Origin of the sequence: Pseudomonas sp. MB-090624 (assembly GCF_003205245.1) — a bacterium.
GTDB lineage: Bacteria > Pseudomonadota > Gammaproteobacteria > Pseudomonadales > Pseudomonadaceae > Aquipseudomonas > Aquipseudomonas juntendi.
In genome coordinates, this window is the sequence record NZ_QJRK01000005.1 from 58628 (window position 1) to 85173 (window position 26546).

Below are 26546 nucleotides of genomic sequence, written 5' to 3' on the forward strand. Positions count from 1 at the left end.
AGTCACCGGTATGCACTTCAACCAATCCACTTTTCAGAGATCTTGGCCAATGTCCCATCCGCCTTAAGCTCAGTCACAACCTGCGCGACCTTTTCACTCCACGGGCGATCGTTTTTCTCAACCGCGACTACGTTGGGCTCGGCATAAAGGGCCTCACCAGCAATCTTGAAGCGAGGGTCCTGGGCGATGCGTTCTTTAGCCGTAATCAGATTGGTGACCATGGCATCCAGCCTTACCCCAGTGTCTAGCGCCAGATCCTGAAACGCCACAGTTTCGTTGTCGTAGGGTGCGACCTGGACGCTGTCAAACGGGATCGAATACCTCTGCCCGCGCCTTGCTTGGCGTCATGGAGCAAACAAGGTGTTTCGAGCTTGAGCTTCACCCCGAGCCGTTTAGCTACCGCCTTGGCGACATCAACGTCGAACCCGTCGAGCTGGTTCTGTTCATTCAGGAACGAAAACGGAGGGTAGTTTTCCATCAGCACGCCGGTGAGCTCGCCTTTGCTTTCAACACGTTCAAGGGTCGAGCCAGCAAAGGCAGATGAATAGGCAGCAAGGAGCGCCAGGCCTGCCGGCAATATCCCTGTGCTCGATGTCCCCGATCGCCTGCGCCATCCCAGGGTGGGAATTGCAGGCATAAACCCGGAGAACCTGGTGTAAATTACCAGCCTGGCTGATAGCGCCGCTCAATGCAAAAATACGATTAATGCATACTTTAATCACTTATAAATCAGCAAATATCATAATTAGCTTAGAACGAAAAAACCTTTTACACCGAAAAAATATAAGAATACGGTCTTACTCGGCTACCTCATCACGCTGGGGCGCCAAGGCGATCAACACCGATCGACCCCGCCCTACGCCAGTGATGAGAGACCGACGCTGCATGCCAACGCCCTCACGTTCGCACCCACCCCTGCGCTCCACGACTCCGATCCTGAAATCGGGGCGAGCATCCTGTACCCGTACCAAGGGCCAGTGCTGGCTTAACAAGACGCGGCTCCTGATTGCCGCTTGCCAACACAAGGAAAGTTGACCATGAACCAACGCCCGCCCTTTCCATTACGATCGGCGTTGACAACACTCGTCGCCTGCCTGGCGCTACAGCAACCCTCAGTGCAGGCAGCCGATCAGGAAGAGACTCGGCTCGACACCGTCTCAGTGATTTCCACTGGCCTGCGTGGGCAGCAACGTACTGTCGCCGACAGCCCGACACCCATTGACATAATCAACAGCGAACAACTGCTCAAAACCGGCCGGGCTGAACTGTCGGAGGCCATATCCAAACTGCTGCCATCGTTCAACTTCGGCACCAACATCGCCGGAGTCAACTCACAAGTGCGGCCGCTCAGCAATCGCGGCCTTGGGCCGGCCTACACGCTGGTACGGGTCAACGGCAAACGCCGCCATAACGGCGCTGCCCCCGCCAATGGCAGTACCGACACCAGTGGTGCCAACGCTGTCGACATCGACATGATCCCGATCAGTGCCGTAGACCATATCGAGGTGCTCAAGGACAGCGCCGCTGCCCAATACGGCTCGGACGCAGTAGCGGGGGTAATCAACATCATCCTCAAGAGCAATGCTTCGGGCGGTCATGTCGAGGCCAGCTACGGTCAATTGTTCTCGGGCCAGGGCGAAACCATCAAGAGCGCTGCTGACCATGGCTTTGCACTGGGCGACGGGGGCTTCCTGCACCTGTCTGCGGATGCCCGCAAACGCGGTACCGCCACCTGGGTCGGGAAGTCGCCGGATAGCGTCCGTGCTTTTTTCGAGGATGATCGCCAGGCCGCGTGGGATCACATGAGCACCAGGAACGGCGACCCTGATCTGAAGGCTTTCAACCTGGCCTACAATGCCGAGTTGCCGTTATCCGACGACCTCAAGCTTTACTCCTATGCCACCTATGGCGAGCGCAAGACCGAAGCGAACAATCAGCTGCGGGCGGCCAACGGCGCTGCGTCGATCCCGGCCCTGTTTCCGGATGGCTACTACCCCTTGAACAACCTTAAGGATACCGACTATCAGTTCCTGTTCGGCGGTAAAGGCAGCGCGGCCAGTTGGGACTGGGATCTGTCCACCACCTATGGCCGCGACAAGATCGAGCATGCCAGCGACCTGACGGCCAACCCGACCTATGGCCCAGAGTCACCCACCAAGTGGGATGACCTGGCCACATTGCAGTTCGAGCAGTGGGTCAACAACCTGGATATCACGCGCCACTTCGATGGGCTTTTCGGTGTCTCCGTGCCCACCCAGGTGTCCCTGGGCGTGGAACACCGCTGGGAGCGTTTCCGCACATTTGCCGGCAATGACCCGCGTGCCTACAGTGTCGGGCCGTACACCTTCCCGGTCGGTAGCCCGCTGTATGTCGCTAACGGCGCGCAACCGTCGACAGGCGCTCAAGGCGTACTTGCAATCCGCCCTCAAGACGAAGCGGATCTGAAGCGCAACAACTATGCGGCCTATCTGGACCTGGGTTTTGACCTCACGCCGAAATGGTATGTCGGCATCGCCGGGCGTGCCGAACACTATGACGACATCAAGGAAAACACCTACAGCTTCAAGCTCAATTCCCGCTACGAACTCACAGACCAGGTTGCCGTCCGGGGTACTTTGGGCTCGGGCTTCCGGGCGCCTTCCCTGACCCAGCTCGGCTACACCGTCACCGACAACCGCACGGCAGCGGATGCCAATGGCAACGCGGTGCCCGCACTGCGCTATACCGCAACGCCCGACAGCCCCGTGGCCCAGGCGCTGGGCGCAACGGACCTGAAACCGGAGAAGTCACGCAACGCGGGCCTGGGTATCACCTGGCAGCCAGCGCCGCGGACCAGCTTCACTGCCGATGCCTATGTCATCGACATCGACGACCGCATCCTGCTCAGCGAAAACCTGTATGACCGCAGCAATGGCAACGGCGCCATTGGCGACATCCTCGAATCCGTCGGCGTGGCACGCAATACCTGGGTCAGCTACTACACCAACGCCTTCGATACCCGTACTCGCGGCATCGACCTGGTGGCCGATCACAGCAGCCAATTCGGCGCCTGGGGCGATGTACGCTGGAGTGCGGCCTTCAACTACAACAAGACGACCGTCGAAGGTAGCCGCAGCACGCCAGCCGCGCTGCAGAATGCGGGCGTCAGCGTCGTGGGTCACGCTGCAGAGGGCTTGCTGGTAGCGGCCTCCCCGCGCAGCAAATGGATACTGGGCGCGAACTGGATGCTTGGCAACTTCGCCGCCAACTTGCAGACCACCCGCTACGGCAAGGTCGAGACCTGGCAACAGAACCCTGCGCAAGACCGCAGCTTCGGTGCCAAGTGGATCACCGACCTCGACCTGTCCTACCTGCTGTTCGACAGCCTCACCCTCAGCATCGGCGGCACCAACATCTTCAACGTGCGCCCTGACAACAATGGCATCACCCAAGCGGCCTACAAGTACAACTATGGATCCCCGCCTTTCCATCCGGGCGGCGGATTCTGGTACAGCAAGATCGCCTACGACTTCTGACCCCATGCCCAGGTTGCCAAACGCATCATGCGCGCCTGGCTTGCAAGCCTTGCGCGACAACCACGCTCTTCACCGGAGGCCAGATGCAACAGCCGTCTGCGAAATTCTTCAATCTGATGGAGCTGGAAGACCTTGCCGCGGGCCTCATAGCGCGCCCAGCATTCGACTACATCGCCCGAGGTGCAGGTGATGAGCAGACCTTGCGAGAAACACCGCAGCGCGTTCTGCAGGGTCTTCGTCGACCAGCGCATCCTCAATGGCAAAACGGTGCAGAGCCTTCAGACCCAGGTCTTCGGCAACCAATCAAGGGCACCGATCATGGTTGCGCGATGACGGCCCACGGTTTGGTTCACCCTGCGGCAGAGTCTGAAACAGCACGCGGAGCCCCAGCTTATGGAACCTTGTTGGTCGTCAGTACAGCTGCCACGCAAAACCTGAGGCAGATCGCCTCTACCAGCCAGGGTGCCAAGTGGTTCCAGTGTTACCTGACGCGGGCTGCTGCAAGGCGCCAAAGCTGCCGGGTACGAAGTCTGGGGGGCAGGTGCCCCTCCTTTTCGACAGTGGCATCCGACGTGGCCTGGACGTGGTCAAAGCCATTGCGGCTGGCGTCGACCTGGTGGCCATAGGGCACTGCAGTACGCCTCAGGCCGCTACGGTCGTTTCTCCTGAGCAGCCCGTTTGCGACGGCTAGTTCTGCGCCGGCTCATAAAGGCTTACCGACTTGGCATCCACTGCCTTTGGCAGCAGCCCCTCGCGATAGAACGCATCGGCGATGCGCTGCTGTTCGGCCAGGTTCTCCCGCTTCACCGGCTGCACGTCATAACTGCGCCGGGCGTTGGCCTGCTGCACCGTGGCGCTGTCCAGGTTGCCCCACAACGGGCCCAGGATACGCGCGGCCTCCGCCGGGTTTGCCTTGGTCCAGGCCCCGGCCTCGCGCAAGGCAAGGTACACCTGCTGCAGCACCTCGGGGTGGGCCTTGGCATAGTCGCTGCCGGCCAGGTAGTAGCGCTGGTAGCTGGCCAGCTCGCTGCCATCGGCCAGGATGCGCGCGTTCTGCTGGCGCTGGGCGCTGGCTACGTAAGGGTCCCAGGTCACCCAGGCATCGACCTTGTGGTTCTCGAAGGCGGCTCTGCCGTCAGCAGGAATCAGGTAGGCCGGGGTGATGTCCTTGAAAGTTAGCCCGGCCTTGGCCAGGGCCTGGATCAGCAGATAGTGACTGCCGGCCGCCTTGGTCACTGCCACGCGCTTGCCTTTGAGGTCGGCCAGGGTCTTGAGCGGCGAGTCCGCCGGCACCAGAATTGCCTGGGCCGTTGGCGAGGGTGTTTCGCGGGCGAAGTAGGTCAGCTTCGCACCCGCTGCCTGGGTAAACACCGGCACGGTGTCGGCGACATCCGCCGACAGGTCGACATTGCCCAGGTTCAGTGCCTCCAGCAGCGGCAGCCCGCTGGGGAACTCATGCCAGCTGACGCGGATGCCTTCAGCCTGCAGGCGCTGTTCAAGGCTGCCACGAGCCTTGAGCAAGGTGAGCAGGGTCGATGACTTCTGGTAACCGATGCGCAGGGTCTGGTCGGCGCTGGCCAGGTTTGGCAGCAAGGCGCTGGCCAGCAGGGCCAGACCAAGCTGGCGTAAGGCTTTCAATTGCATGAATGTATCTCCAGATCAGGGTTGCGCCGCCAGTTTGGCGGTATCGGGAAGGGTGAAGCCGCTGGCGAAGGTCGGTGCCACATCGAGAGGTTCGTTAATCAGGCCGTGGGCATGATAAAAATCGGCGGTGTCCTGCTGTTCCGCCACGGTCTGTGGGTCGATCACTTGCCAGCGCAGGTGGCGTCGCTCGAACTGCAGACGGGCGGCGTCCTCTGGGAAGCCAATGATTGCGGCCAGGGCTTTCGAGTAAGTGTCCAGATGCTGGTTGGCCCACACCTGCGCCTCGGCAAGGCGGTTCAAGTAGTCTTGCAGTGCCGCACGCCGCGCAGGCTCGTCCAGCGCCTTGTCGGTGGCTGCAAGGAAGCTGTTACCACTGGACAGACCGCGACCGTTGACCAGCACACGGCCTTGACCACTCAGTTCAGCCAACGCGGTGTAAGGCTCCCAAGTTGCCCAGGCGTCCACCGAGCCATTGGCCAGGGCGATCTTGGCGTCTACCGGCCCCAGAAAACGGAACTCCACGTCCTTCTCGCCAAGCCCGACCTGCTCCAGTGCCTTTAGCGCCAAATGATGCCCGATCGAACCTCGGCCGGTAGCAATGCGCTTGCCCTTGAGCTCTGCTGCACCTTGCAGCGGCGCATCAGGCCGAACCAGCAGCGCTGTCCCGTAAGGGTCTGACTTGTCCACGGCGACGGCTTTGACCGGCGCCCCCGAAGCCAGCACGAACAACAGCGGCGCATCCCCAATGATGCCGGCATCGATCGCCCCGGCATTGAGCGCCTCGGCCAGCGGCGCGGCAGCCGGGAATTCGGCCCAATGGATGTCATAGGGCAAATCGCGCAAGGCGTCGGCAGCCTCCAGCTGAGCCCGCATGTTGCCCTTCTGGTCACCGATGCGCAGGGTCAGGCGTTCTGCGGCGCCTGCCTGGCCAATCAGCACCAGGGCCGCGGCAAGGGTCAGCAGTTTCGTTCGAATGGACATGGCGCTCCTCGCTGCCTGGGCGGGCAGCGTCATGCGGCCCGGTCAGGCGACTCTAGCGACAACCATCAAATAAACTAAATTCATTTTAGGAATAACCTAATATGCGCTTTAATCACATAAAGCCATGCGTATGGCATTACCCGCCATTGCGATTATGCTAATGCCTTTTTTTCCCGTTCGATCTTGTGAGCGCCGAATATGAAAATCGATGATATGGACGCCTTCGTCGCGGTCATCCGTTGCCAGTCGACCAACCTTGCCGCCGAGGCCTTGCAACTGACGCAACCGGCCATTACCCGCCGAGTGCAGAACTTCGAGGAAGACCTCGGCGCCACCCTTCTCGACCGCAACACCAAGCCCCTCAAGCCCACGCCCATGGGGCTGCGGGTATACGAGCAGTGCAAGGCGATCCTGCGCGAGATCGACTCACTGCGCGAGCTGGTGGCCAACGATGGCGCCCCGTCGGGCACACTGCGCCTGGGCGTGCCTCAGACCTTGGGTGATGTGGTGCTGCTTGACGCCCTGGCGCAGATCCGCGAAGCCTACCCACAACTGCGTACCCAGGTCAGCAGCGGTTGGGGCAGCAGCTTGATCGCGCGCATGGAGAACGGTGAACTGGACGCTGCTGCCGCATTGTTCCCGCCAGGCAAGATCTTCCCCGAGGGCATCGCCAGCCAGTCCATCGCGCGCATGCCGCTGAAGGTGGTGGCTGCCAAGGGCAGCGCGGGCAAGCGTAGCTACAAACTCAAGGACTGCTATACCCGTGGCTGGGTGCTCAACCCTGACGGCTGCGGTTTCCGCGCAGGACTGCAGCGTGCACTGAGCGAACAAGGGTTAAGCCTGTCAATTAACCTGGAGACCTTCGGCACCGAGTTGCAACTGGGGCTGGTCGCCAACGACCAGGGCCTGGGGTTGGTTCCGGAACCCCTGCTGCTAGCCAGCCGGCATCGCGATGCGCTGGACGTGCTCAATGTCAGCGATTTCAAGCCGCAGGTGGATCTGTGGCTGTTCCATCCGCGCTACCTGGGCAATTTGCAGGAGCCCGTGGAACTCTTCGGTGACGTGGCCGGGCATAGGCTGCTGAGCTGAGGTCGCCGTAGCCTGCGTTAGTCGGCAACGCTAAATGCAATTTGCGCATAACGTGCTAATCACTAAATTCTTAAAACAAATAATTAGCATAGAACAAAAAAGACTTTTACAGCGTTCATCCATACGAATACGGTCTTAAGCAACTCACCGTCATTCAGGGATGAAACCCCATGAGTCACCCCTCCGACAGCGCCCTCGCCGAGCTGACGCATGCGCTCGCAGCCAATGCCGAGCGCTATGATCGCAGCGGTCAGTTCCCCCGAGACAACTTCGACCTGCTGCAACGTCACGGCCTGCTAGCCCTCACCGTACCCCGCAGTCTGGGCGGCAGCGGCGCTGACCTTGCCAGCGCTCGCCGAGTGATCGGCGCGGTCGGTAAAGGCGACCCGGCAACCGCGTTGATCCTGGTGATGCAGTACCTGCAGCATTTCCGCCTGCAGGACGAAGCGCGCTGGCCCGAGCACCTGCGCCATCGCGTAGCCCGCGATGCCGTGCAACATGGCGCGCTGATCAACGCACTGCGCGTCGAACCCGAACTTGGCACCCCTGCCCGCGGCGGCTTGCCCGCCACCGTCGCCCGGCGCACCGCCGAAGGTTGGCGCCTGAACGGGCGCAAGATCTATTCCACCGGTAGCCACGGCCTGACCTGGTACCTGGTCTGGGGGCGCAGCGACGATGTCGACCCCCTCGTGGGTGGTTTTTTGGTGCACCGCGACACGCCTGGAATCACCATCGTCGACGACTGGGACCACCTGGGCATGCGTGCCACCTGCAGCCATGAGGTGCAGTTCGATGACGTGCTGATCCCGCTCGACCACGCCGTCAGCGTCAGCCCCGCCAGTGCCCCGCAAGCGGAACTCGATGGCCAGGGCCTGCTGTGGATGGCCGTGCTGCTGCCGGCCGTGTATGACGGCGTGGCTCGCGCCGCCCGCGACTGGCTGGCGGGCTTCCTCAAGCATCGCACACCCTCTAACCTGGGCGCCCCGCTGGCCAGCCTGCCGCGGTTCCAGGATGTGCTGGGCCGCATCGACACGCTGCTGTTCGCCAACCAGAGCCTGCTCGATGCTGCCGTCGCCGGGCAAACCGCTGCGCAGCATGCCGGCCAGCTCAAGCACTTGGTCAGCGCCAATGCCATCCAGGCCGTGGCTCTAGCCATCGAGGCCGCCGGCAACCCCGGGCTTTCAAGGCGCAACCCGCTGGAGCGGCACTACCGCGACGTACTCTGCAGCCGCATTCACACCCCGCAGGACGACGTGGTATTCGGCCAGGTCGGCCGCGCCGCGCTGACGGAGGTTCGGTCATGAGCCATTCGATCATCGCCAGCCAGCTCGACGCCCAGGCCAACCAGCATCTGCGCGAACATCTGCCAGATCATGAAGTGATCGATATCGCCCCAGGCCAGTTGGCCCTCGAAGCGCCCGCCGATGTGTTCATCCTGCGCCCTGTAAATGTGCGTGGGCAGCGCGTCGACAACCCGCCGCCAGGTTGGCCCTGGGGTTTGAAATGGGTGCAGCTGGTATCGTCGGGCATCGACTTCTACCCCGACTGGGTCTTCAAGGGCGCGCCGGTGACCAGCGGCAAGGGCGCCAATGCCGAGCAAGTGGCCGAGTTCGCGCTGGCCTTGGTGTTCGCCGCTGCAAAGCAACTACCAACGCTTTGGGTCAAGGACGCCGACTGGCACCTGACTCCCCTGGCGCCGCTGCGCGGCCGCACCCTGGGCATTCTTGGCTTCGGCAACATTGGCCAGAGCCTGGCGCGCAAGGCCGTAGCACTCGGCATGCGGGTGCTGGCGCTGAGTCGCCCGGGCCAGCCGATCGCCGAAGTGCCTGGCGTGGAACGTGCCGACGACCTGCGTCAACTGTTCGCTGGCAGCGACCACCTGGTGCTGGCCGCCCCGCTCACCCCCGCCACTCGCGGCCTGATCGACCGCCAGGTGCTGAGCGACGCCCGCCCTGGCTTGCATCTGATCAATATCGCCCGGGGTGGTCTGCTCGACCAGCAGGCCCTGCTGGAGGCCCTGGACAGCGGCTTGATCGGCCGTGCCAGCCTGGATGTCACCGACCCCGAGCCGCTGCCCGTCGGCCATCCGCTGTATCACCACCCACGGGTGTTCCTGTCGCCACACACCTCGGCAATTTCCGAGGAGGGCTACCCCGCTTTCCTCGAAGCCTTCATCGCCAACTTCCACCGCTACCGCGACCAGGCGCCCCTGGCCAACCTGGTCGACACCGCACGCGGCTACTGATTACCGGAGAGCACACCATGAGTTCACTGTCTGCCATTACCCACCGTTCCGATAATGTGCGCGACCGGGTCAGCGCCGAAGAGTGGGAGGTGCGCGTCAAGCTGGCTGCAGCCTACCGCCTGGCGGCCCTGTTCCGCTGGACCGACCATATCTACACGCACTTCTCCGCCCGCGTGCCGGGGCCGGACGAGCACTTCCTGATCAACGCCTTCGGTCTGCTGTTCGATGAAATCAGCGCTTCCAACCTGGTCAAGGTGGACGTCGACGGCACTATCATCGACGACCCACTGGGCCTGGGTATCAACCAGGCCGGCTATGTGATCCACAGCGCCATTCATCGCGCCAGGCCCGACCTCAAGGCCGTGCTGCACACCCACACCCGCGACGGTGCAGCGGTGTCGGCCCAGCGCGACGGCCTGCTGCCGATCTCCCAGCATGCCCTGGCCTACTACAGCCGGGTGGTCTACCACGACTACGAAGGCGTGGCTCTGGACCTGGACGAACAGCAGCGGCTGGTGGCCAACCTCGGCGACAGCAACATCCTCATCCTGCGCAACCACGGGCTGCTGACCGGAGGGATCAGCGTCGAGCACGCGTTCCGCGAACTGCATGGGCTGGAGCGGGCCTGCAACATCCAGGTGGCGGCACAGGCCGGGGGTAATGACCAGCTGTTGCATGCGCCGCAAGCGGCGATTGCCAAGGTGCATGAGCAATCGAAGCGGTTTGCCGATGGCAAGGGGGAAGGCATACAGCGGCATTGGGATGCGTTGATCCGGCAGTTGGACCGTGAGGGCCGTGATTACCAGGACTGACAGCTGCTCGCTGGCTGTGCCGGATTCTTCGCGCGGCCGGATACCCCACTTTCATGAAGGACCAACCCATGCCCCCACTGCACCGCCTGTTCGCCATCGGCTCCCTTGCCCTGGCCCTCACCGCATGCTCGCCCGCCGATAACAGCAACACCAGCAAAACCCTCAGCGTTGCGTTCTGGGGCGACAACACCACCCTGGTCAGCGTCGACCCCTTCCAGGTCTACTGGCTGGAACACCGCGTGCTGCTGCGCAACGTCGCTGAATCCCTCACCGACCAGGACCCGGACAGCGGGCGCATCATTCCGTGGCTGGCGAAAAGCTGGGAGATCAGTGCCGACGCCCTGAACTACACCTTCCACCTGCGCCAGGACGTCACGTTCAGCAATGGCGAGCGCTTCGATGCGCACGCCGTGAAAGCTGCCTTTGACAGCAACAAAGCCTTCGCCACCCAGTTGCCCGCCACTTTTGGTGCCACCTACCTCGCCGGCTACGACCACGCCGAGGTCATCGACGACTTCACCGTACGGCTGGTGCTGTCGCGGCCCAATGCAGGCTTTCTGCAGGCCACGTCCACTACCAACCTGGCGATCCTCGCCCCGGCCTCGTACCAGCTGACCGCGCAAGAACGTTCGCTGGGCAAAATCATCGGTACCGGCCCGTTCATCCTCGACCACTACACCCCTGAGGTCGGCGCGCGCCTGGTCAAGCGTGCCGACTACGCCTGGCCGTCGGCCAACGTGCGCAACCAGGGCCCTGCACACGTGGAGGCCGTGGACATCAGCTACATCCCCGAAGAAAGCGTGCGCAATGGCCTGTTTCTGCAGGGCAAGGCCGACATCCTGTGGCCACGCAACCCATTCTCGGAAGTCGACCTCAAACTGTTCCAGTCCAAGGGCGCGACCATCCAGAGCCGCTCGCTGCCAGGCCCGGCGCTGAACCTCTACCCCAACACCCGCAACGACCGCCTGCTGTCCGACCGCCAGGTACGCCTTGCGCTGCAGAAAGCCATTGATCGCACCAGCTACGCGCACACGGTGTATAACGCAGCGTTCCCGGTGGTGAGCGGCGTGTATGACGTCACCACCCCGTATTTCAAACCCCAGGTCAGCAAGCTGGCCTATGACCCCAAAGGCGCCGAGCAACTGCTTGACGCCGCCGGCTGGCGCAAGGGCGAGGATGGTTACCGGCACAAGAACGGCCAGCGCCTGACCCTGCGCTACAACCTTACGCCGGCCGAAAGCGCTGGAGACGTGCTGGTCCAGGACCAACTGCGCAAGGTCGGTATCGATCTCAAGCTGAATGTGCTGACCCGTGCCGAATGGGTGGCGGGCAACGCAGCCGGCACGTATGACCTGACGTCCACCTACATGACCCGCGCCGACCCGATCATCCTGCAGACCATCCTCGACCCCCGCTCGGCCAACAGCGCCACGGTAGCCACCAACACCTACGAGCCACACACACTGGCCAAGGCTCAGGTACTGTTCGACAACGGCATCACCGCCACTGCCGATCCGCAACGGGCTCAAGCCTATGGCCAGCTGCAGGACCTGCTGATCGACGAAGCCTCAGCGTTCCCGCTGTACGAGCGCGTCTGGCAGGCCGCCACTGCGCCGCGGGTGAAGGACTTCCGCTGGACCGCAGAAGGCTTCGCCCTGTTCAGCGACATCCAGGTCGGCCAGCCATGAAGCGCTACCTGACCGGCCGCATCGGCCAGGCGCTGCTGGTGCTGTGGGGCGCCTACACCATCACCTATTTCATTCTCTACCTGCTGCCCGGCGATACCCTGGCGATCATGCTCAGCGCCTCCGGCATGGAGGCCGACGGCCTGTCGCCCGAGGACCTGGCCAAGGCCCGCGCCTACTACGGGCTGGACAAAGGGCTGTTCGAGCAGTACTTCGACCTGCTGTGGCGCGCGTTGCACGGCGACCTGGGGCAGTCGCTGTCACTGGGGCGGCCGGTCACCGCGCTGCTGGCCGAGCGCCTGCCGCAGACCTTGGCGCTGGCGGGCTCTGCCATCGTGCTGTCGTTGCTGGCCGGGGTCGGTTTGGCCTACCTGACCGCCTACCTACAATGGCGGCCGCTGAAAACGGCACTTGCCCGCCTGCCCTCGTTGGGCTTTTCGGTGCCGGTGTTCTGGATGGGCCTGCTGCTGATCCAGGTGTTCGCCTTCGCCCTGGGCTGGTTCCCGGCTACCGGTAGCCAGGGCCTCGCCAGCCTGGTGCTGCCGGCGATCACCTTGGCGATACCCAGCGCCGCCGTATACGCCCAGGTGTTGCAACGCGGGTTCCACGGGGTGTGGCAGGAACCGTACATCGCCACCGCCTTCGCCAAAGGCCTGAGTAGGGCCCAGGTACAGGCCCGTCACGGCCTGCGCAACGCCGCCTTGCCACTGCTGACCCTGGTCGGTCTGCAGGTCGGTAACACCGTGTCCGGCGCAGTGCTGGTGGAGACCATCTTCTCGCGTAATGGTGTCGGCCGCCTTGCACAGGAGGCCGTGCTGCGCCAGGACATCCCGGTAGTGCTGGCGATCGTCGCGGTATCGGCCACTGCATTCGTAGTGGTCAACCTGATCGTCGACTTGCTCTACCCCTACCTCGACCCGCGCATCACCCATACGGCCAAGGTGAACTGAGATGACCATCGATATCCCCCTGACCCCGAGCGACACCGCGAATGCCGGCGGCGAGGCACGCCCTGCGCTCACCTGGAAGCGTCGCACACGCTTGCAGCGCGCCCAGCAAACCTTGATCCCATTGCTGCGCCGGCCCGGCTTCAGCCTGGCGCTGCTGATCGTGCTGTTTGCCTTGTTCGCCGCGCTTGCACCCCAACTGCTGACCAGCTTCGACCCGTATGCCACGTCGCCCGCCGACAAGCTTGGCGCCCCCAGCCTGGTGCACTGGTTCGGCACAGACGAGCTGGGCCGCGACCTTTATACCCGGGTGGTGTACGGCGCACGCCTGTCGGTGATGGCCGCACTGCTGGCGGTGGCCATCGCCCTGTTCGGTGGCCTTGGCCTTGGTGTAATGGCGGGTTTTGCTGGTGGGCGCGTCGACGCTGCGCTGATGCGCCTGATCGACGTGTTGCTGGCCCTGCCCGGCCTGCTGCTGGCGCTGGCCATCGTCACTGCCATCGGCTTCGGCACGGTGCCTGTGGCCGTCGCCGTGGGCGTCGGAATCATCCCGGGCTTCGCCCGCACCACCCGTGCCGAAGTGCTGCGGATCAAGACCCTGCCCTACGTCGAAGCTGCACGCCTGGGAGGCGCCAGTTGGGCGCGCACACTGCTGCGCCACGTGCTGCCCAATGCCTGGGGCCCGGTAGCAGTACTCGCCACCCTGGACTTCGGCGCCGCCATCCTGGCCACCGCCGGGCTCAGCTTTCTAGGCTTCGGCGCGGCTCCGCCAGCAGCGGAATGGGGCACGTTGATCGCCAACGGCCGCCACTTCCTCATCACTGCGCCTTGGGTATCTCTGCTGCCGGGGCTGTTCGTGGTGGCCGTGGTGTTCAGCCTCAACCACCTGGCGCGCAGCGCCGAGGAGCATGCCCGATGAGCCAGTCGCCCTTGATCGAGGTACGCGACCTGAGTGTCAGCTACGCCTTCGCCGGGCAACGCACCCAGGCGGTAAGGAGGCTGTCGTTCAACCTGGCCCAAGGCGAAACCCTGGCCATCGTCGGCGCGTCCGGTTCCGGAAAGTCGACCCTGGCCAACGCCCTGCTCGGCCTGCTGCCGGGCAATGCCGACATCGACCAGGGCCAGCTGTGGGTCGACGGCGTCGATGTCGCACAGGCCGACGAGCCCACCAGGCGCCAGTTGCGCGGGCGTACCGTCGGCCTGGTGCCGCAGGACCCGATGGTCAGCCTCAACCCCACCCTGCGCATTGGCCGCCAGATCGCCGAGGCCTTGGTGCTGGCCCGCGGCCGACGCTACCCCGAGGTGGACAGCGAAGTCCTCGCATTGCTGGCCCAGGTTGGCCTGGATGAGCCGGCGCTGCGGGCTCGCCAGTACCCCCACGAATTGTCTGGCGGCATGCGCCAGCGGGTGCTGATTGCCATCGCCCTGGCGGGCAAGCCGCGGCTGATCATTGCCGACGAGCCCACCAGCGCGCTGGATGTCACGGTGCAGCGGCGCATTCTCGATCACCTGCAACAACTGGTGGCCGAGCGTGGCATCTCGTTGCTGATCATCACCCATGACCTGGGCATGGCATGCGACCGCGCCGACCGCCTGCTGGTGATGAAGCAGGGCGAGCTGATCGAGCATGCATCCCCCGGGCAAATACTCTGGGGGGCGCAGCACCCCTATACACGTGATCTGCTCAATGCGGCGCCGGCCTTCGTGCCGCGGCGCAGGCCCGGCGAGGTGACGGGCCAGGTGCCGCTGCTGCGCCTGCGCAACATCGGCAAACGCTTTGCGCTGCCAGGGCAGCATGCTCACTTCACTGCCCTGCATGACCTGAACCTTGAAGTGCACGCCGGTCAGACCCTGGCCATCGTAGGCGAGTCTGGCTCAGGCAAAAGCACAGCGCTGCGTATTGCCCTAGGGCTGGAACAACCCAGCCAAGGGCATGTCGAGTTCGCTGGCGAAGATGTCAGCGCGTTCAGCTGGCGGCAGTTCCGGCCCCTGCGTCGGCGCATCCAGCTGGTGCAACAGAACCCGTTTGCCGCACTCGACCCGCGTTTCACCGTGTTCGACAGCATCGTCGAGCCGCTGGTGTCATTCGGCCTGCTCAAGGGCCGGGCACTGGAGAGCAAAGCCCGCGACCTGATCGCCAGGGTGCACTTGCCGGTGCACTTCCTCGACCGCCTGCCGCGTGAGTTGTCCGGAGGCCAGCGCCAACGGGTGGCCATTGCCCGGGCTCTGGCCCTGGAGCCAGAGGTGTTGCTGCTCGACGAACCGGTCAGCGCACTGGACGTATCGGTGCAGGCACAGATCCTCGCCCTGCTGGATGAACTGCAGCGCGAATTGGGCATGGCGTACGTACTGGTCTCCCACGACCTGGCGGTGCTGGCAAGCATGGCCGACCAGGTGCTGGTGCTTCGGCGCGGGCAAGTGGTCGAGCAAGGCCCGGCGATGCAGGTGTTCGGCCAACCGGCCAGCACCTACACCCGAGCGCTGATCGAGGCAATACCAGGGCATTCGCGCAGCGTGCTGCCCGTGGCGGTTTGACCGTTGTGCCACGCGGCACGGGCGTGCCGCGTGGATCAGACATTGAGGCCTATCTGGCCAGAGGTAATGAACGTGAGCAAACGACAGATCCATCTCGGTGCAATGATCCATGGTGTCGGCCACGGCTGGGGCGAATGGCGTCACCCCAAGGCACTGGCTGACGCCAGCGTCAATTTCGGCTACTACAAGCAACAGGCGCAACTGGCGGAGGCTGCGAAGTTCGACTTCGCCTTCATTGCCGACAGCCTGCACATCCACGCCCGCTCCAGCCCCCATTACCTCAATCGCTTCGAGCCGCTGACCATTCTTTCGGCGCTGGCAGCTGTCACATCCCACATCGGCCTGGTCGCCACGGTCACGGTCAGCTACACCGAGCCCTTCCAGGTCGCCCGCCAGTTCGCCTCGCTGGACCTGATCAGCGGCGGTCGCGCCGGCTGGAACGTGGTCACCTCGTGGCTCTCGGGTACCGCCGACAACTTTGGTAAGGAGGAACACCCACCCCATGCCGTGCGCTACCGCATCGCCCGTGAACATGTCCAGGTAGTGCAGGGCCTGTGGGACTCGTGGGAAGACGACGCCTTCACCCGCAACAAACTGACCGGCGAGTTCTTCGACCCGGCCAAGCTGCACACCCTGGGCCACCAGGGCGAGTTCTTCAAGGTCAAGGGCCCACTGAACATTCAGCGCTCCCCCCAAGGACAACCGCTGATCTTCCAGGCCGGGGTGTCGGAGGACGGCCGCAATTTCGCCGCGCAGAATGCCGATGCAATCTTCGTCAACCCCGAGTCGTTCGGTGATGCCCGCGCTTACTACCAGGACCTGAAACAGCGCGCCGCCGGCCATGGCCGCGACCCGGAGCAACTGTTCATCCTGCCGGGCATCCGCCCGATCGTGGGCCGCGATGAAGCCGAGGTCGAGCGTCGCTACCAGCAGGCCGTAGACCTGGTCAGCATCGAAGACGCCCTGGTTGCCCTGGGCCGACCGTTCAACGACTACGACTTCAGCCTGCATGACCTGGATGCGCCCTTCCCCGATCTTGGCACACTCGGCGACAACAGCCATAAAGGCACTGCCGACCAGTTGAAACAACTGGCCCGCGACGAGGGCCTGAGCCTGCGCGAAACAGCCTTGCGCTTCTCGCGCCCGCGCCGGGACTTCACAGGTACCCCAGAGCAAGTTGCCGATGCCTTGCAGGCCTGGTTCGAGGGCGCCGCCGCCGATGGTTTCATCATCAACTCGTTGCTGCCCGATGGCCTGCAGTACTTCACCGAACTGGTAGTACCCCTGCTGCAGGCGCGCGGCCTGGTGCGCAGCGAATACACCGGCAGCACGTTGCGTGACAGCTTTGGCCTGAGCATACCGACCAACCGCAATAGCCAACGTCGCAGCCAGACCGCCGTCGCCTGACGGCTGCCCCCTTGAAAAGGAGTTCCACTACATGACCCTCGAATTCATTGGCCTCATCGGCCCCCAGGAAAGCAGTGAATCCCAGGCGCCCCGGGGCCCGCTGGTTGATCTGGACTTCATCAAGGCCTTTGCCCAGGCCCAGGAATACGCCGGCTTCGACAAGGCCCTGCTGGCGGTCAACACCAGTGCCCCGGACTCGATGATCCTGGCCAGCTACGTCGCTGCGTTGACCGAGCGCATCGGCCTGCTAGTGGCGCACCGCCCCGGCTTCCAGGCCCCGACCTTCTCCGCTCGCCAGTTCGCCACGCTCGACCAGCTTAGCCGTGGCCGGGCCTCGATCAACGTAATCACCGGCGGCGACAGCGGCGACCTGCAGCGCGACGGCGACTTCCTCGACAAGGATGCCCGCTATGCCCGCACCGACGAATACCTGGAGGTGCTGCACAAAACCTGGACGCAGACCACGCCGTTCGACCACCACGGGGCGCATTACCGGGTGGAAGACAACCTGACCCTGGTCAAACCCGTGGGCAAGCTGCCGGTCTATTTCTCTGGGGCATCGGACGCGGCAGTGGAAGTCGCGGCAAGACACGCCGACGTCTACATGATGTGGGGTGAACCGCTGGAGCAAGTGCGCGAGCGCATTGCCCAAGTACGCAAGGCGGCTGCCCGATACGGGCGGGAGCATCATATCCGCTTCAGCCTCTCGTTACGGCCGATCCTCGGTGCAACGGAAGATGAAGCCTGGGCGCGGGCCGAGCGCATCCTGGCCGACGCCCAGCAACGCATCGGCATCCGCCAGGGCAACCGCCGCGAGAAGAACTTCGGCAAGAGCAACGCCGGTTCCGAGCGCCTGGTGCAGCTGGCCGGCCAGCGCAAGGTGCATGACACCCGGCTGTGGACCGAGATCGCGGCTTGGGGCGGCGGCGCCGGCAACTCCACCTCGCTGGTGGGTACCCCTGAGCAGGTGGCCGAGGCCGCGCTGGCCTACTACGAACTGGGCGTGAGCACTTTCCTATTTCGCGGGTTCGAGCAGTTGCGCGATGCCGTGGAGTACGGGCAGGAGCTGATTCCGCGGATTCGTGCGCTGGTTGCGCAGCGTGAGGATGAACGCAGCACCCGCTCTGCCTAGGGCCTTGTCGCCACGGCAGTGCGTCAAGGCGCATAGTGCTCGCCAAGGCAGTTCGGGCGCCTGTGAGATCGAGCGCCGCCCGCGCGGCGCATCGCGAGCTTTGCTTGCTCCTACGTCTGTTTCGGGCCAGTAAGGCCTGTGACAGGCGCGCGCGACCGCCTTGTTTGTACGATGCGATATCACGCCATGCGCCAGGGCGTCCGCGCGCAAATCCCACAGGAAACATTGGCCCAAACAGAGGTAGGAGCGAGCAAAGCTCGCGATGCGCCGCGCGGGCGGCGCTCGATCACACAGGCGCCCAAAATGCTATGGCAGACCCATCATTGACCCAATACAAAATTCTATCTACGCATTTAACATTAGTTCCTTTATGAAGCGTAAACATAATTAACTTAGAAGCAAATAGCCTTTCACAGCCTGCTGAAAGTCCATTAAGTTCTGTAAACCGACCCCAACATGGCGGAGGCAAATGGATTTGTGCCAGCCGCCATCGGGTCCTTCCCTCGATCCGCCCGCCCGTTGCGCACATCCGAACCCAACCTTTTCGGAGCATGCGACATGGGTTTGTCCCGTAGAGACCTGATTACCCGCCTCGCCGCCATCGGCGGCTATTCGGCAGCCCTCGGCGCGCTGGGGCACAATGCCCTGGCCGCCACCTTCCAACCCCTGCAACTGGCCGCAAACGGCGGCAACGGCAAGCGCGTTGTGATTGTCGGTGCCGGCATTTCCGGCCTGGTATCCGCCTATGAGCTGCGCAAGGCCGGCTTTTCGGTCACTGTCCTGGAAGCCCGCGAGCGCGTCGGCGGCCGGGTCTGGACCGTGCGCCAGGGCGACCGCATCGAGCACAACGACGGCAGTTCGCAAACCGTAGAGTTCGACCCGGGCCATTTTTTCAACGCCGGCGCCGCACGCCTGCCCAGCCATCACCTGACCATCCTTGGCTACTGCCGCGAGCTGGGCGTGGAGCTGCAGGTGCTGGTCAACAGCAGCCGCAACGCCCTGGCCCAGCCAGACCTGGCACGCCCACCGCTGCTGCTGCGCCAGGCGGTCAACGACACCCGCGGGCATTTCAGCGAACTGCTGGCGCGCAGCGTCAGCCGCAACAGCCTCGATGCCGAACTCAGCAGCAGCCAGCGCAAGGCCTTGCTCGAATTCCTCAAGGTCTACGGCGACCTCGACAGCCAACAGCAATACCGCGGCTCGGTGCGCGCCGGCTACACCCGCTACGCCGGCGCCGGCGACCAGACCCCGGTGCAGCGCCAGCCGGTGCCCCTAGACCAGTTGCTCGACAGCAACCTGCTGCTGCCGCTGGTGTTCGACGAGATCCCAGAGTTTTCCTCGACCATGTTCCAGCCGGTTGGCGGCATGGACCAGATCCCCAAGGCGTTTTACCGCCACGTCCACGACAGCGTGCGCCTGGGCGCCGAAGTGCTAGCGGTGGAGACCGGTGACGCTGGCGCCAAGGTGAAGTGGCGCGACCGCAAGACAGGTCAGCAGCATGTCGAACACGCCGACTACGCCATCGTCACCCTGCCCCTGCCGCTACTGGCCAAGATACCGAACAACTTCGACAACGCCTTCAAGCAAGCCATCGCCAGTGCCGAAGGCGACAAGGCCAACAAGGTCGCCTGGCAATCACCGCGCTTCTGGGAGACCGACTTCCAGATCTACGGCGGGCTCAGCTACATCAACCACGAAGCCCGCACTCTGTGGTACCCCAGCGACCACCTCAACAGTGCCCAGGGCGTGCTGGTCGCCACCTACAACACGGGTGCTGTGGCCCAGCAGTTCGCCGGCAAGTCGCTGCAGGCGCAGATCGCCTCCTCGCGCCAGGCGGTGGAATCGCTGCACCCCGGCCACAGCGGCAAGCTGGGCCGGCCGGTGGTGGTGAACTGGTCGAAGATCCCGTTCAGCGAAGCGCCGTGGATCGTCCACGACGAAGTCGCCCAACCCGGCTACGACCTGCTCAACCAGCCCCAGGGCCGCACCTGGCTGGCCAGCGACGCCCTGGCCCATGGCGGCGTTGGCATCTGGCAGAACAGTGCCGCCGAATCCGCGCGCCGGGTGGTCGGCCTGATCGCCCGCCATGCCAGCCAGACCACCCGCGGCGTCGCCGCCTGACCCCCCAAGGAATCCTCGCCATGCCTCGTCTTCTTCTGCTTGCCGGAGCCCTCATGTCCCTGACCCTCAACGCCCACGCCGATGGCATCAAGCGCGTCGCCCCGCCCGACTCCAACTTTCCCATCTCGCAACTGGTCACCGTGCCGGCCGGCAGTCAGCTGACCTTCGTCAGCGGGACCCTGCCGGACATCGCAGATCCCAAGGCGGCCAAGGGCAGCATCGCCGCCTTGGGCAACACCGAAACCCAGACCCGCTCGGTGCTGAACAAACTGCGCACGGCGCTGCAAGGCCAGGGCCTGGACCTGGGTGACATCGTCCAGCTACGGGTGTTTCTGGTGGGCGACCCGGCCAATGGCGGCGCCCTCGACTTCGCCGGGCTGCAAGCGGCCTACACCGAGTTCTTCGCCACCGCTCAGCAACCCCGCAAACCGACCCGCACGGCGATCCAGGTGGTGGCCCTCCCGCTGCCGGGCGCGCTGGTGGAAATCGACGCGATCGCCGCCAAGGCGCCGTAAGCGCGCACCACCAATGCCAGACAAGGAACTGCGTGCATGAAGAAAGCTTTCAAAACTGCTCCCTTTTTCAGCGTGGCCCTGGCCGCCGGCCTGCACACCGCCCCCGGCCTGGCCGAGGAACCCGCCGCCCAGGCGCTTGGCACGGTGATCGTCACCGGCAACCGTGGCAGCGAGAAACGCACCGTCACCAGCAGCCCGGTGCCCATCGACGTGATCAGTGCCAAACAATTGCAGGAAACCGGCAAGCCCGGCCTGATGGAGGCGCTCAGCGCCAGCGTACCGTCGCTGACCCTGCCGGAGAAAACCGGCTGGGACGCCAGCGGCATGGCCCATGCACCGAGCCTGCGTGGCCTCAACGCTGCCCAGGTGCTGGTGCTGGTCAACGGCAAGCGCCGCCACACCAGCGCCACCCTGAACATCAGCGGCATCAACGCCGGCGCCGCGCCCAGCGACCTCGACCTGATCCCCATCAGTGCCATCGACCACGTCGAGGTGCTGCGTGACGGCGCGGCGGCCCAGTATGGCTCCGACGCCATCGCCGGGGTGATCAACGTGATCCTCAAGGCCGACACCAGCGGCACCGCCGTAAGCACTGCGGGCCAGGGCTACGATGGCAAGAAACAGACCGTGCAGCAAAGCCTGAACAAGGGCTTTGAAATCGGCCACGACGGCATTCTCCAACTGGCACTCGACGCCCGCAGCCAGAACGACGACAACAAGGCTAGCGCCAACGGCTACAGCCAGGCCGAAGCCCTCGACCGCGCCGGCAAGGTCACCTATGGCGGCTACGGCACGCCGAAGATCAACCTGCTGACCCTGGGCTACAACGCCGAGCTGCCGCTGCAGGACGACCTGACCCTGTACTCGTTCAGCACCTGGTCGTACCGCAAGGCCGAACAGGGCCAGAACTTCCGACTGCCGACCATCGTCAACACCATCACCACCGGGCCGAACGGACGTCCGTCCGGCTACACACCCACCTGGTACATCGAGGAATACGACTACCAGGCGGCCTTCGGCGAGACAGTTTGCATTTTTCGGCGGCCGCCTTGGCACTAATATCCCCTGCCAATTCGGCTGAAATAGCATTATAACGCTCTTGAGCCTTTTTCTGTCGCTTCAGGCTTACATTATCAGTATCGACAGGATCAAGAATCTCAGCATGCTCTTCCGCCTGCTTCTGGAAAGTATCCGCCAAAACGTGTGCATCAACCATCCTGACCAAAGAAGGCTCGACCAAAATAGTCTTCTCACTGTCAAATTGTCGAAGCACAAATTTATGACTGCTCGGATCAACTGAATGTATTATCCAAAGCTTCTTCTCATACATGCATGCTTGCAACATGATGACCTCCCGCTATTACTTGGGTAAATATTAAGGCCGCCAAAAATAATTCGGCGAACCTAAAATAAACCACGGACAATAAAATTATCCGCACCCAGTCATACAGAGGCCCCACTCAAAGCTAGCGCAGAGAGAATAACCCGGAGTCTTATGCCGAGAGAGATTAGAAATTACCTTGAGAGTTTTCTTGCACATGATGCTCTCCTCATTCCAACCCTATAGACAGGCATTTAAGAAGAGATCAGTAGGGAAGCGCCACTAAATGACTAAACGAAACGCTTTGCGAGTGCTTTCACGTAACGCTTGTGCATGGTGTCTTCTAGGTGCCCGAGTACACACCTATAACAGAACCTTAGGGAAAGTCAAATTGAAATTCCGACCCTGAAACAGTAGAGATCAAGATGGCGGTTTAATACAATAGGTTACGTTGTAATACCTGACCAATCGGACATTAATAATAAACAAGAAATTCATTATAGTTTTTTCTGGTTTCTAGATCTGACATAGCTGAAAATGCCAAGCCACCGGGCGGATGGGCGAGTCCGGGTTTCAGAGGCAGCTCACAGCACCTGTCGATCTGAGCATCACGCGAGCACCAGCAACGGTGCTTGCAGGGCCTGTCTCAAACCGCCTCGCCCAGTTCAGCGCTGAACTGCTGATTCCACAAACGCGCGTAGTAACCGCCTTGGCGCAGCAACTGGTCATGACGGCCACCCTCAACCACCCGCCCTTGTCGAACACCAGAATGCGGTCCAGATGGGCCACGGTCGACAGCCGATGCGCGACCACCACGACGCTTTTGTCTTCCATAATTTCGTCCAGTTTGTCCTGGATGAAGCGCTCGGTGATCGAGTCCAGGCTTGAAGTGGCCTCGTCCATCACCAGAATCCTCGTACGCCCACAGCAGCATCGACCAACTGTTCGGTCATGAAAGCCGCACCAACTCCGCATTCACGTCCACTGAGCACCTCAAGGGCGAGGTCAATTCCACCCTCGCCAACAAGCAGACTGGATGTGCAATCGGCCTCGCGCACGGCTGTCGACTATGCCAACACCTTCTATGCGCCCTCCTACACGATTTTCGGCGCCAACGTCGGCTTCGAGAAGCCAAAGACTGGGGCTGCTTTGCAGCGCTTCGCGGGCACGCCCGCTCCCACGTTTGGCGCTGAACTCAAGAAATGCGCGATCACCTGTGGGAGCGGGCGTGCCCGCGAAGGGTCGCAAAGCGGCCCCAAATTACTTAACTGACTGGCATTAGCCCACGGGCCCTGTTTTTGATGTTGTTTATGCGGGAAAGCGGAAGGAGGATCCGTAGGCCGACGCTGGCAGGCGGTCAGATCTGTCAGCCCTCAATCTGGAACGCAAGCTTCCGCTCTGAGCACCGGTTCGGTAAAGACCTCTCTTTTGCAGCGCCGGCACCACCAGCTCCACGAAATCTTCTAATGTGCCAGGGCTTGTCAAAGGGTTGAGCATGTAGCCACTCGTACCCGATATCCGGGCATGCGCCTCGATTCTGCCTGCCACCTGCTCCGCAGTACCTACCAGGATCAGATAGGTGCCCCGTGTAACATTTGCAAAGCGCTCTCTGACATCTCTGGCGGTTAAAGGGATGCGCAGCACTGTCAGCGACTTTACGTCATCGCGAGCACGGCCACGTGCCTCAGCTATCGTCCAAATCTCTTCCAGCCCTTGACGGATTTCGTGCGGGTTCGACTTGGCTATGAAGATCAGTTCAGCATGCTTGGCCGCAAACTTCCGCCCTCTCCCAGACCAACCCGCCTGAACCAGCAGTGGCGCGCGCTGTTTCGAAGGTGTTGGCGGCCAAGCGTTCATCTGCCGGGTGCGTCCACAAGCTCGGCGCTCCACCGCAAGACGCTCACACGATGTCCTCAATGCGCCGCTTCCAAGACCATTTTCTAACCAGCCCGGCACACTGCGCGACGATGAAGTGCCGGATGCGCCGCTCGACCTCGTCCAGCATTGAATGGCCGGCATGCTTGGCCGCGTCTCACGGTAGCACTCAACAGTAGCGGTACTAACGCTGCCAGCGCCCTTACGAGAAAGCGGACATTTCCCAGCGAGGCCATGCTGGGGTATCTGCACTGGAAGTGCGGTCTGATCGCTCAACTAGAACGCGAAGGCACCTATGGTTTCAAGGTGCTCTGAACGGCTCGAATCGCCCCTAGTGCCACTACGAAATCTTCCGACTTCACGCGTTCGACAGTACAAGCCTCCCAGAGGGGTGCAATGGCATGGGCTTCGGCTGCCTGCAAAGCAGCCTCCCAGTACCCTTCGAGCTTCAAAGTTCCACCACCCACGGCCAGACGCGAGGGGTTGAGCAAGTTGATGATAGTGGCAATGCCAAGACCCAGGGCCTGGCCGCCGGCCCTGACTGTACCGATGGCGCCAGGGTCTGCAGCCTCTACCAAACGTGCGAGCTTATCGCCACTGATGCCAAGCCGGTTGGCCATAGCGCCACCGCCGGCTACCTCATCCAGCCGCCTGACTGAACCACCAACACGCAGCGGCAGGTAACCAAGCTCGCCAGCCCAGCCATTGGCACCCCGCAACGCCCGTCCGTGCGTCATGAAGGCAGCACCAATGGCCGTGCCGGCCATGATGACGCCGCCCGTGAACTCAGCGCTGGCATCCTGCATTTCTTCCAGCAGGGCGGCCTCTACATCATTGATGACAACTATCCGGCACCCAAGTGCTTCGAGTGCAAGCGCCGGACGCCAGCCGGTCAGGCCAGGCAGCACGTCGCAACTAACGACTATGCCATCGCAACCGACCAGCCCCGGTACCGCAATCCCGATAAGAGCCGGACGTGGCCCCAAATCTTCGATGAAGGCGCGGAGCTGGGCGGCAAAATCGTCAGGCGTATAGCCGGGCCCGGTTTCACAACGTCGTGAATAGGCTCCGCATACCAGCAGGAGCTTGGTTCCCCCCAGGTCGGCGCCAACGATGATCTCATTTCCTTCGGGGGCACTGTGCATTGGTATACCTTGGCTATGAATGAAACGGAATGCGAATTCTTCAGGGCCCGAGTCTGGGTGGTTCACGCATGCCACGCAATTAGTCGTTTGCGACCCGAATCACGCCTTTGCCGCTGAACGTGCGTTGTTGCAGCCCGGTGAGGTGATCTGGAAGACGCTCGAACGAGGCTACGCTGTAACTGTCAGGCGTCCACTGCGCCCGCCCCATTGAGGTAAGCATGCCCTCGCCCGCGTCCACTAGCGCTTGCCAGGCACGATCATCACCGAACGTATGCAATGCCGCGAGAGCGACCTCGTGCAGCGAAATGGTCCGGGTGAACGGTGGTATGGGCGAGGCGTGGAGCCGGTCTTGAACACATACCAGATGGCCGTTGGCTCTGAGCGCGGGTTCGAGTCGCGCAGCATGTTCAGCGTTCACGGTGTCTATAACAGCATCGAACACCATGGGGCCGCTCCAGGCCTGATCCAGTGGACCCTCCATGCACTCTGCCACCCCTAGATCCGCCAGGCGTTGTGCATGTCGTCGGTGGCTCAGTGAAGTGACCTTCAACCCGCGCCGCACCGCTATCTGAATCAGGTGGTTGGCAACGGAGCCGCCCGCCCCGCTCACCAGCAAAGTCCGACATGATTGCGGCAGCTTTTCCAGCGCCAGCCAAGCGGTCAAGCCTGGGCAAGGGAGACTGGCTGCATGCTCCCAGCTAACCATGGCTGGTACACGAAGCACTGCGCTGGCTCTCACCGGGGTATATTCTGCAAAACTGCCGTGCCGACCAAGGCTTTGATGGTAAGCGACGCGCTGGCCGACCCAGGAAGCGCAGACGTTGTCGCCTACAGCAACCACGACCCCCGCACCATCGACCCCGGGTACGTGCCCGGGCTGCCAGTTGACCAGTTGCCCACCCAAGACTTTCCAGTCCACAGGATTGAGGCCGATCACGACGTTGCGGATAAGAACATCGTCCGCTTCCGGTTTGGGAATCTGAGTTTCAGTGAGCAATAGATCAGCCGGGTCAGCACTGCCCTGCCAGGTAAACGCGCGGTGAGTTGTTGGCAAAATCATGATTGGTATGCGCCTGCAGAATAGGTGAGCTCATAGCTGTGGCTGTAGATCTCCAGGATATTGCCGAAGGGATCCTCCATGTAAACCATGCGCAATGGCTTCTCACCTGGAAAATACTCACGTACCGGCATTCGCTGCTTGCCACCTGCAGCCACGATCCTTGCGGCCAAGCCCTCGACATCCGGATCTTGCACGCAAAAATGAAAGACACCGGTTTTCCAGTATTCAAAGTTGTCGTCAGGGCGCTGGGCGTTGCGGAATTCAAATATCTCGACGCCGATACGATCGCCCGTAGACAGATGGGCGATGCGGAACGATCCCCATCCGGCACCAAAGACGTCCGTACACATTACGCCAATCGCGCTGTCATCTTCAGCGATGGTGGTCGGCGGCATGATCAGGTACCACCCAAGCACCTCTGTGTAAAACTTGACAGCGCCATCCAGGTCGGTGACCGAGAGGCCTATATGGGAGAAATTACGGGGGTAAACGGACATGACGGACAGTCTCCAGAAAG

At 62.6% G+C, this 26546-nt stretch carries 20 protein-coding genes and 5 pseudogenes; 17 read left to right on the top strand and 8 right to left on the bottom strand.

Going from position 1 to position 26546, the window contains the following annotated elements; genetic code table 11:
• Window positions 1–17: 17 nt before the first annotated feature.
• Window positions 18–637, bottom strand: a pseudogene (locus DMX12_RS03980) (transporter substrate-binding domain-containing protein).
• A gap of 400 nt (window positions 638–1037) precedes the next feature.
• Here DMX12_RS03980 and DMX12_RS03990 point away from each other — a divergent pair.
• The 3 genes and pseudogenes from DMX12_RS03990 (at window position 1038) to DMX12_RS04000 (ending at window position 4206) form a co-directional block, all read left to right on the top strand.
• A complete protein-coding gene (locus DMX12_RS03990) occupies window positions 1038–3515 on the top strand; it encodes a TonB-dependent siderophore receptor (protein WP_110676367.1) in 2478 nt (825 codons plus the stop codon).
• Between the two features lie 116 nt (window positions 3516–3631).
• Window positions 3632–3967 (top strand): annotated as a pseudogene (locus DMX12_RS30230) (alpha-hydroxy-acid oxidizing protein); the annotation flags it as partial.
• Between the two features lie 89 nt (window positions 3968–4056).
• On the top strand, window positions 4057–4206 hold the full coding sequence (locus tag DMX12_RS04000; RefSeq protein ID WP_256598387.1) for an alpha-hydroxy-acid oxidizing protein: 150 nt from the start codon (window positions 4057–4059) through the stop codon (window positions 4204–4206).
• On the opposite strand, the gene DMX12_RS04005 is transcribed toward DMX12_RS04000, so the two are convergent.
• Both DMX12_RS04005 and DMX12_RS04010 read right to left on the bottom strand, forming a co-directional pair.
• Window positions 4203–5159 (bottom strand): aliphatic sulfonate ABC transporter substrate-binding protein, encoded by a 957-nt coding sequence (locus DMX12_RS04005; RefSeq protein ID WP_110676372.1) that lies wholly within the window; start codon window positions 5157–5159, stop codon window positions 4203–4205. The genes DMX12_RS04000 and DMX12_RS04005 overlap by 4 nt on opposite strands.
• 15 nt (window positions 5160–5174) lie before the next feature.
• The gene (locus tag DMX12_RS04010) at window positions 5175–6140 is read right to left on the bottom strand and encodes an ABC transporter substrate-binding protein (protein WP_110676374.1); all 966 of its coding nucleotides are present in this window, start codon (window positions 6138–6140) and stop codon (window positions 5175–5177) included.
• 198 nt (window positions 6141–6338) lie between these two features.
• Here DMX12_RS04010 and DMX12_RS04015 point away from each other — a divergent pair, with 198 nt between their 5' ends.
• The 13 genes and pseudogenes from DMX12_RS04015 to DMX12_RS04075 all read left to right on the top strand — a co-directional run.
• A complete protein-coding gene (locus DMX12_RS04015) occupies window positions 6339–7229 on the top strand; it encodes a LysR family transcriptional regulator (protein WP_110676376.1) in 891 nt (296 codons plus the stop codon).
• 170 nt (window positions 7230–7399) lie between these two features.
• Window positions 7400–8533 (top strand): acyl-CoA dehydrogenase family protein, encoded by a 1134-nt coding sequence (locus tag DMX12_RS04020; protein ID WP_110676378.1) that lies wholly within the window; start codon window positions 7400–7402, stop codon window positions 8531–8533.
• Window positions 8530–9474 (top strand): D-isomer specific 2-hydroxyacid dehydrogenase family protein, encoded by a 945-nt coding sequence (locus DMX12_RS04025; RefSeq protein ID WP_110676380.1) that lies wholly within the window; start codon window positions 8530–8532, stop codon window positions 9472–9474. The genes DMX12_RS04020 and DMX12_RS04025 overlap by 4 nt, the downstream gene beginning before the upstream one ends.
• Window positions 9475–9491: 17 nt before the next feature.
• A complete protein-coding gene (locus DMX12_RS04030; RefSeq protein WP_110676382.1) occupies window positions 9492–10286 on the top strand; it encodes a class II aldolase/adducin family protein in 795 nt (264 codons plus the stop codon).
• 68 nt (window positions 10287–10354) lie between these two features.
• On the top strand, window positions 10355–11974 hold the full coding sequence (locus tag DMX12_RS04035; protein ID WP_110676384.1) for an ABC transporter substrate-binding protein: 1620 nt from the start codon (window positions 10355–10357) through the stop codon (window positions 11972–11974).
• On the top strand, window positions 11971–12921 hold the full coding sequence (locus tag DMX12_RS04040) for an ABC transporter permease (RefSeq protein WP_110676386.1): 951 nt from the start codon (window positions 11971–11973) through the stop codon (window positions 12919–12921). The genes DMX12_RS04035 and DMX12_RS04040 overlap by 4 nt, the downstream gene beginning before the upstream one ends.
• A 1-nt stretch (window position 12922) precedes the next feature.
• Window positions 12923–13837 carry an ABC transporter permease gene (locus DMX12_RS04045; RefSeq protein ID WP_177411241.1) on the top strand — a complete coding sequence of 305 codons (915 nt, stop codon included), beginning with the start codon at window positions 12923–12925 and terminating at the stop codon, window positions 13835–13837.
• A complete protein-coding gene (locus DMX12_RS04050; protein WP_110676388.1) occupies window positions 13834–15453 on the top strand; it encodes an ABC transporter ATP-binding protein in 1620 nt (539 codons plus the stop codon). Before DMX12_RS04045 ends, DMX12_RS04050 begins: the two co-directional genes overlap by 4 nt.
• A 72-nt stretch (window positions 15454–15525) precedes the next feature.
• Window positions 15526–16860, top strand: coding sequence for an LLM class flavin-dependent oxidoreductase (locus DMX12_RS04055; protein ID WP_110676506.1), 1335 nt, complete (start codon window positions 15526–15528; stop codon window positions 16858–16860).
• A gap of 31 nt (window positions 16861–16891) precedes the next feature.
• A complete protein-coding gene (locus DMX12_RS04060) occupies window positions 16892–17992 on the top strand; it encodes an LLM class flavin-dependent oxidoreductase (RefSeq protein WP_110676390.1) in 1101 nt (366 codons plus the stop codon).
• A gap of 558 nt (window positions 17993–18550) precedes the next feature.
• Window positions 18551–20113, top strand: a complete 1563-nt coding sequence (locus DMX12_RS04065) for an FAD-dependent oxidoreductase (RefSeq protein WP_110676392.1) — start codon at window positions 18551–18553, stop codon at window positions 20111–20113.
• 20 nt (window positions 20114–20133) lie between these two features.
• Window positions 20134–20628, top strand: a complete 495-nt coding sequence (locus DMX12_RS04070) for a RidA family protein (RefSeq protein ID WP_177411242.1) — start codon at window positions 20134–20136, stop codon at window positions 20626–20628.
• A gap of 36 nt (window positions 20629–20664) precedes the next feature.
• A pseudogene (locus DMX12_RS04075) lies at window positions 20665–21648 on the top strand (TonB-dependent receptor plug domain-containing protein); the annotation flags it as partial.
• 947 nt (window positions 21649–22595) lie between these two features.
• On the opposite strand, the pseudogene DMX12_RS04085 reads toward DMX12_RS04075, so the two are convergent.
• Window positions 22596–22864, bottom strand: a pseudogene (locus tag DMX12_RS04085) (ABC transporter ATP-binding protein); the annotation flags it as partial.
• 123 nt (window positions 22865–22987) lie between these two features.
• On the opposite strand from DMX12_RS04085, the gene DMX12_RS28920 reads away from it, so the two are divergent.
• Window positions 22988–23221: a hypothetical protein gene (locus tag DMX12_RS28920; protein ID WP_177411238.1), complete on the top strand. Its 234-nt coding sequence runs from the start codon at window positions 22988–22990 to the stop codon at window positions 23219–23221.
• A 36-nt stretch (window positions 23222–23257) separates the two neighbouring features.
• Here the strand turns inward: DMX12_RS28920 and DMX12_RS04090 are convergent.
• The 4 genes and pseudogenes from DMX12_RS04090 to DMX12_RS04110 all read right to left on the bottom strand — a co-directional run.
• Window positions 23258–23788: pseudogene (locus tag DMX12_RS04090) on the bottom strand (LLM class flavin-dependent oxidoreductase); the annotation flags it as partial.
• Between the two features lie 329 nt (window positions 23789–24117).
• Window positions 24118–24969: an ROK family protein gene (locus tag DMX12_RS04100; protein WP_110676400.1), complete on the bottom strand. Its 852-nt coding sequence runs from the start codon at window positions 24967–24969 to the stop codon at window positions 24118–24120.
• 79 nt (window positions 24970–25048) lie between these two features.
• Window positions 25049–26029, bottom strand: a complete 981-nt coding sequence (locus DMX12_RS04105; RefSeq protein WP_110676402.1) for an alcohol dehydrogenase catalytic domain-containing protein — start codon at window positions 26027–26029, stop codon at window positions 25049–25051.
• Window positions 26026–26526 (bottom strand): lactoylglutathione lyase family protein, encoded by a 501-nt coding sequence (locus DMX12_RS04110; RefSeq protein WP_110676404.1) that lies wholly within the window; start codon window positions 26524–26526, stop codon window positions 26026–26028. Before DMX12_RS04110 ends, DMX12_RS04105 begins: the two co-directional genes overlap by 4 nt.
• Window positions 26527–26546: the final 20 nt, after the last annotated feature.

What these genes read in the sequence shown, in the direction of transcription:
- DMX12_RS04010 (WP_110676374.1), bottom strand. Translation starts at nt 6,140, where the DNA reads ATGTCCATTCGAACGAAACTGCTGACCCTTGCCGCGGCCCTGGTGCTG.
- DMX12_RS04065 (WP_110676392.1), top strand. Translation starts at nt 18,551, where the DNA reads ATGGGTTTGTCCCGTAGAGACCTGATTACCCGCCTCGCCGCCATCGGC.
- DMX12_RS04030 (WP_110676382.1), top strand. Translation starts at nt 9,492, where the DNA reads ATGAGTTCACTGTCTGCCATTACCCACCGTTCCGATAATGTGCGCGAC.
- DMX12_RS04100 (WP_110676400.1), bottom strand. Translation starts at nt 24,969, where the DNA reads ATGCACAGTGCCCCCGAAGGAAATGAGATCATCGTTGGCGCCGACCTG.
- DMX12_RS04070 (WP_177411242.1), top strand. Translation starts at nt 20,134, where the DNA reads ATGCCTCGTCTTCTTCTGCTTGCCGGAGCCCTCATGTCCCTGACCCTC.
- DMX12_RS04015 (WP_110676376.1), top strand. Translation starts at nt 6,339, where the DNA reads ATGAAAATCGATGATATGGACGCCTTCGTCGCGGTCATCCGTTGCCAG.
- DMX12_RS04060 (WP_110676390.1), top strand. Translation starts at nt 16,892, where the DNA reads ATGACCCTCGAATTCATTGGCCTCATCGGCCCCCAGGAAAGCAGTGAA.
- DMX12_RS04105 (WP_110676402.1), bottom strand. Translation starts at nt 26,029, where the DNA reads ATGATTTTGCCAACAACTCACCGCGCGTTTACCTGGCAGGGCAGTGCT.
- DMX12_RS04110 (WP_110676404.1), bottom strand. Translation starts at nt 26,526, where the DNA reads ATGTCCGTTTACCCCCGTAATTTCTCCCATATAGGCCTCTCGGTCACC.
- DMX12_RS04005 (WP_110676372.1), bottom strand. Translation starts at nt 5,159, where the DNA reads ATGCAATTGAAAGCCTTACGCCAGCTTGGTCTGGCCCTGCTGGCCAGC.
- DMX12_RS03990 (WP_110676367.1), top strand. Translation starts at nt 1,038, where the DNA reads ATGAACCAACGCCCGCCCTTTCCATTACGATCGGCGTTGACAACACTC.
- DMX12_RS04050 (WP_110676388.1), top strand. Translation starts at nt 13,834, where the DNA reads ATGAGCCAGTCGCCCTTGATCGAGGTACGCGACCTGAGTGTCAGCTAC.
- DMX12_RS04045 (WP_177411241.1), top strand. Translation starts at nt 12,923, where the DNA reads ATGACCATCGATATCCCCCTGACCCCGAGCGACACCGCGAATGCCGGC.
- DMX12_RS04025 (WP_110676380.1), top strand. Translation starts at nt 8,530, where the DNA reads ATGAGCCATTCGATCATCGCCAGCCAGCTCGACGCCCAGGCCAACCAG.
- DMX12_RS04040 (WP_110676386.1), top strand. Translation starts at nt 11,971, where the DNA reads ATGAAGCGCTACCTGACCGGCCGCATCGGCCAGGCGCTGCTGGTGCTG.
- DMX12_RS04035 (WP_110676384.1), top strand. Translation starts at nt 10,355, where the DNA reads ATGCCCCCACTGCACCGCCTGTTCGCCATCGGCTCCCTTGCCCTGGCC.
- DMX12_RS04020 (WP_110676378.1), top strand. Translation starts at nt 7,400, where the DNA reads ATGAGTCACCCCTCCGACAGCGCCCTCGCCGAGCTGACGCATGCGCTC.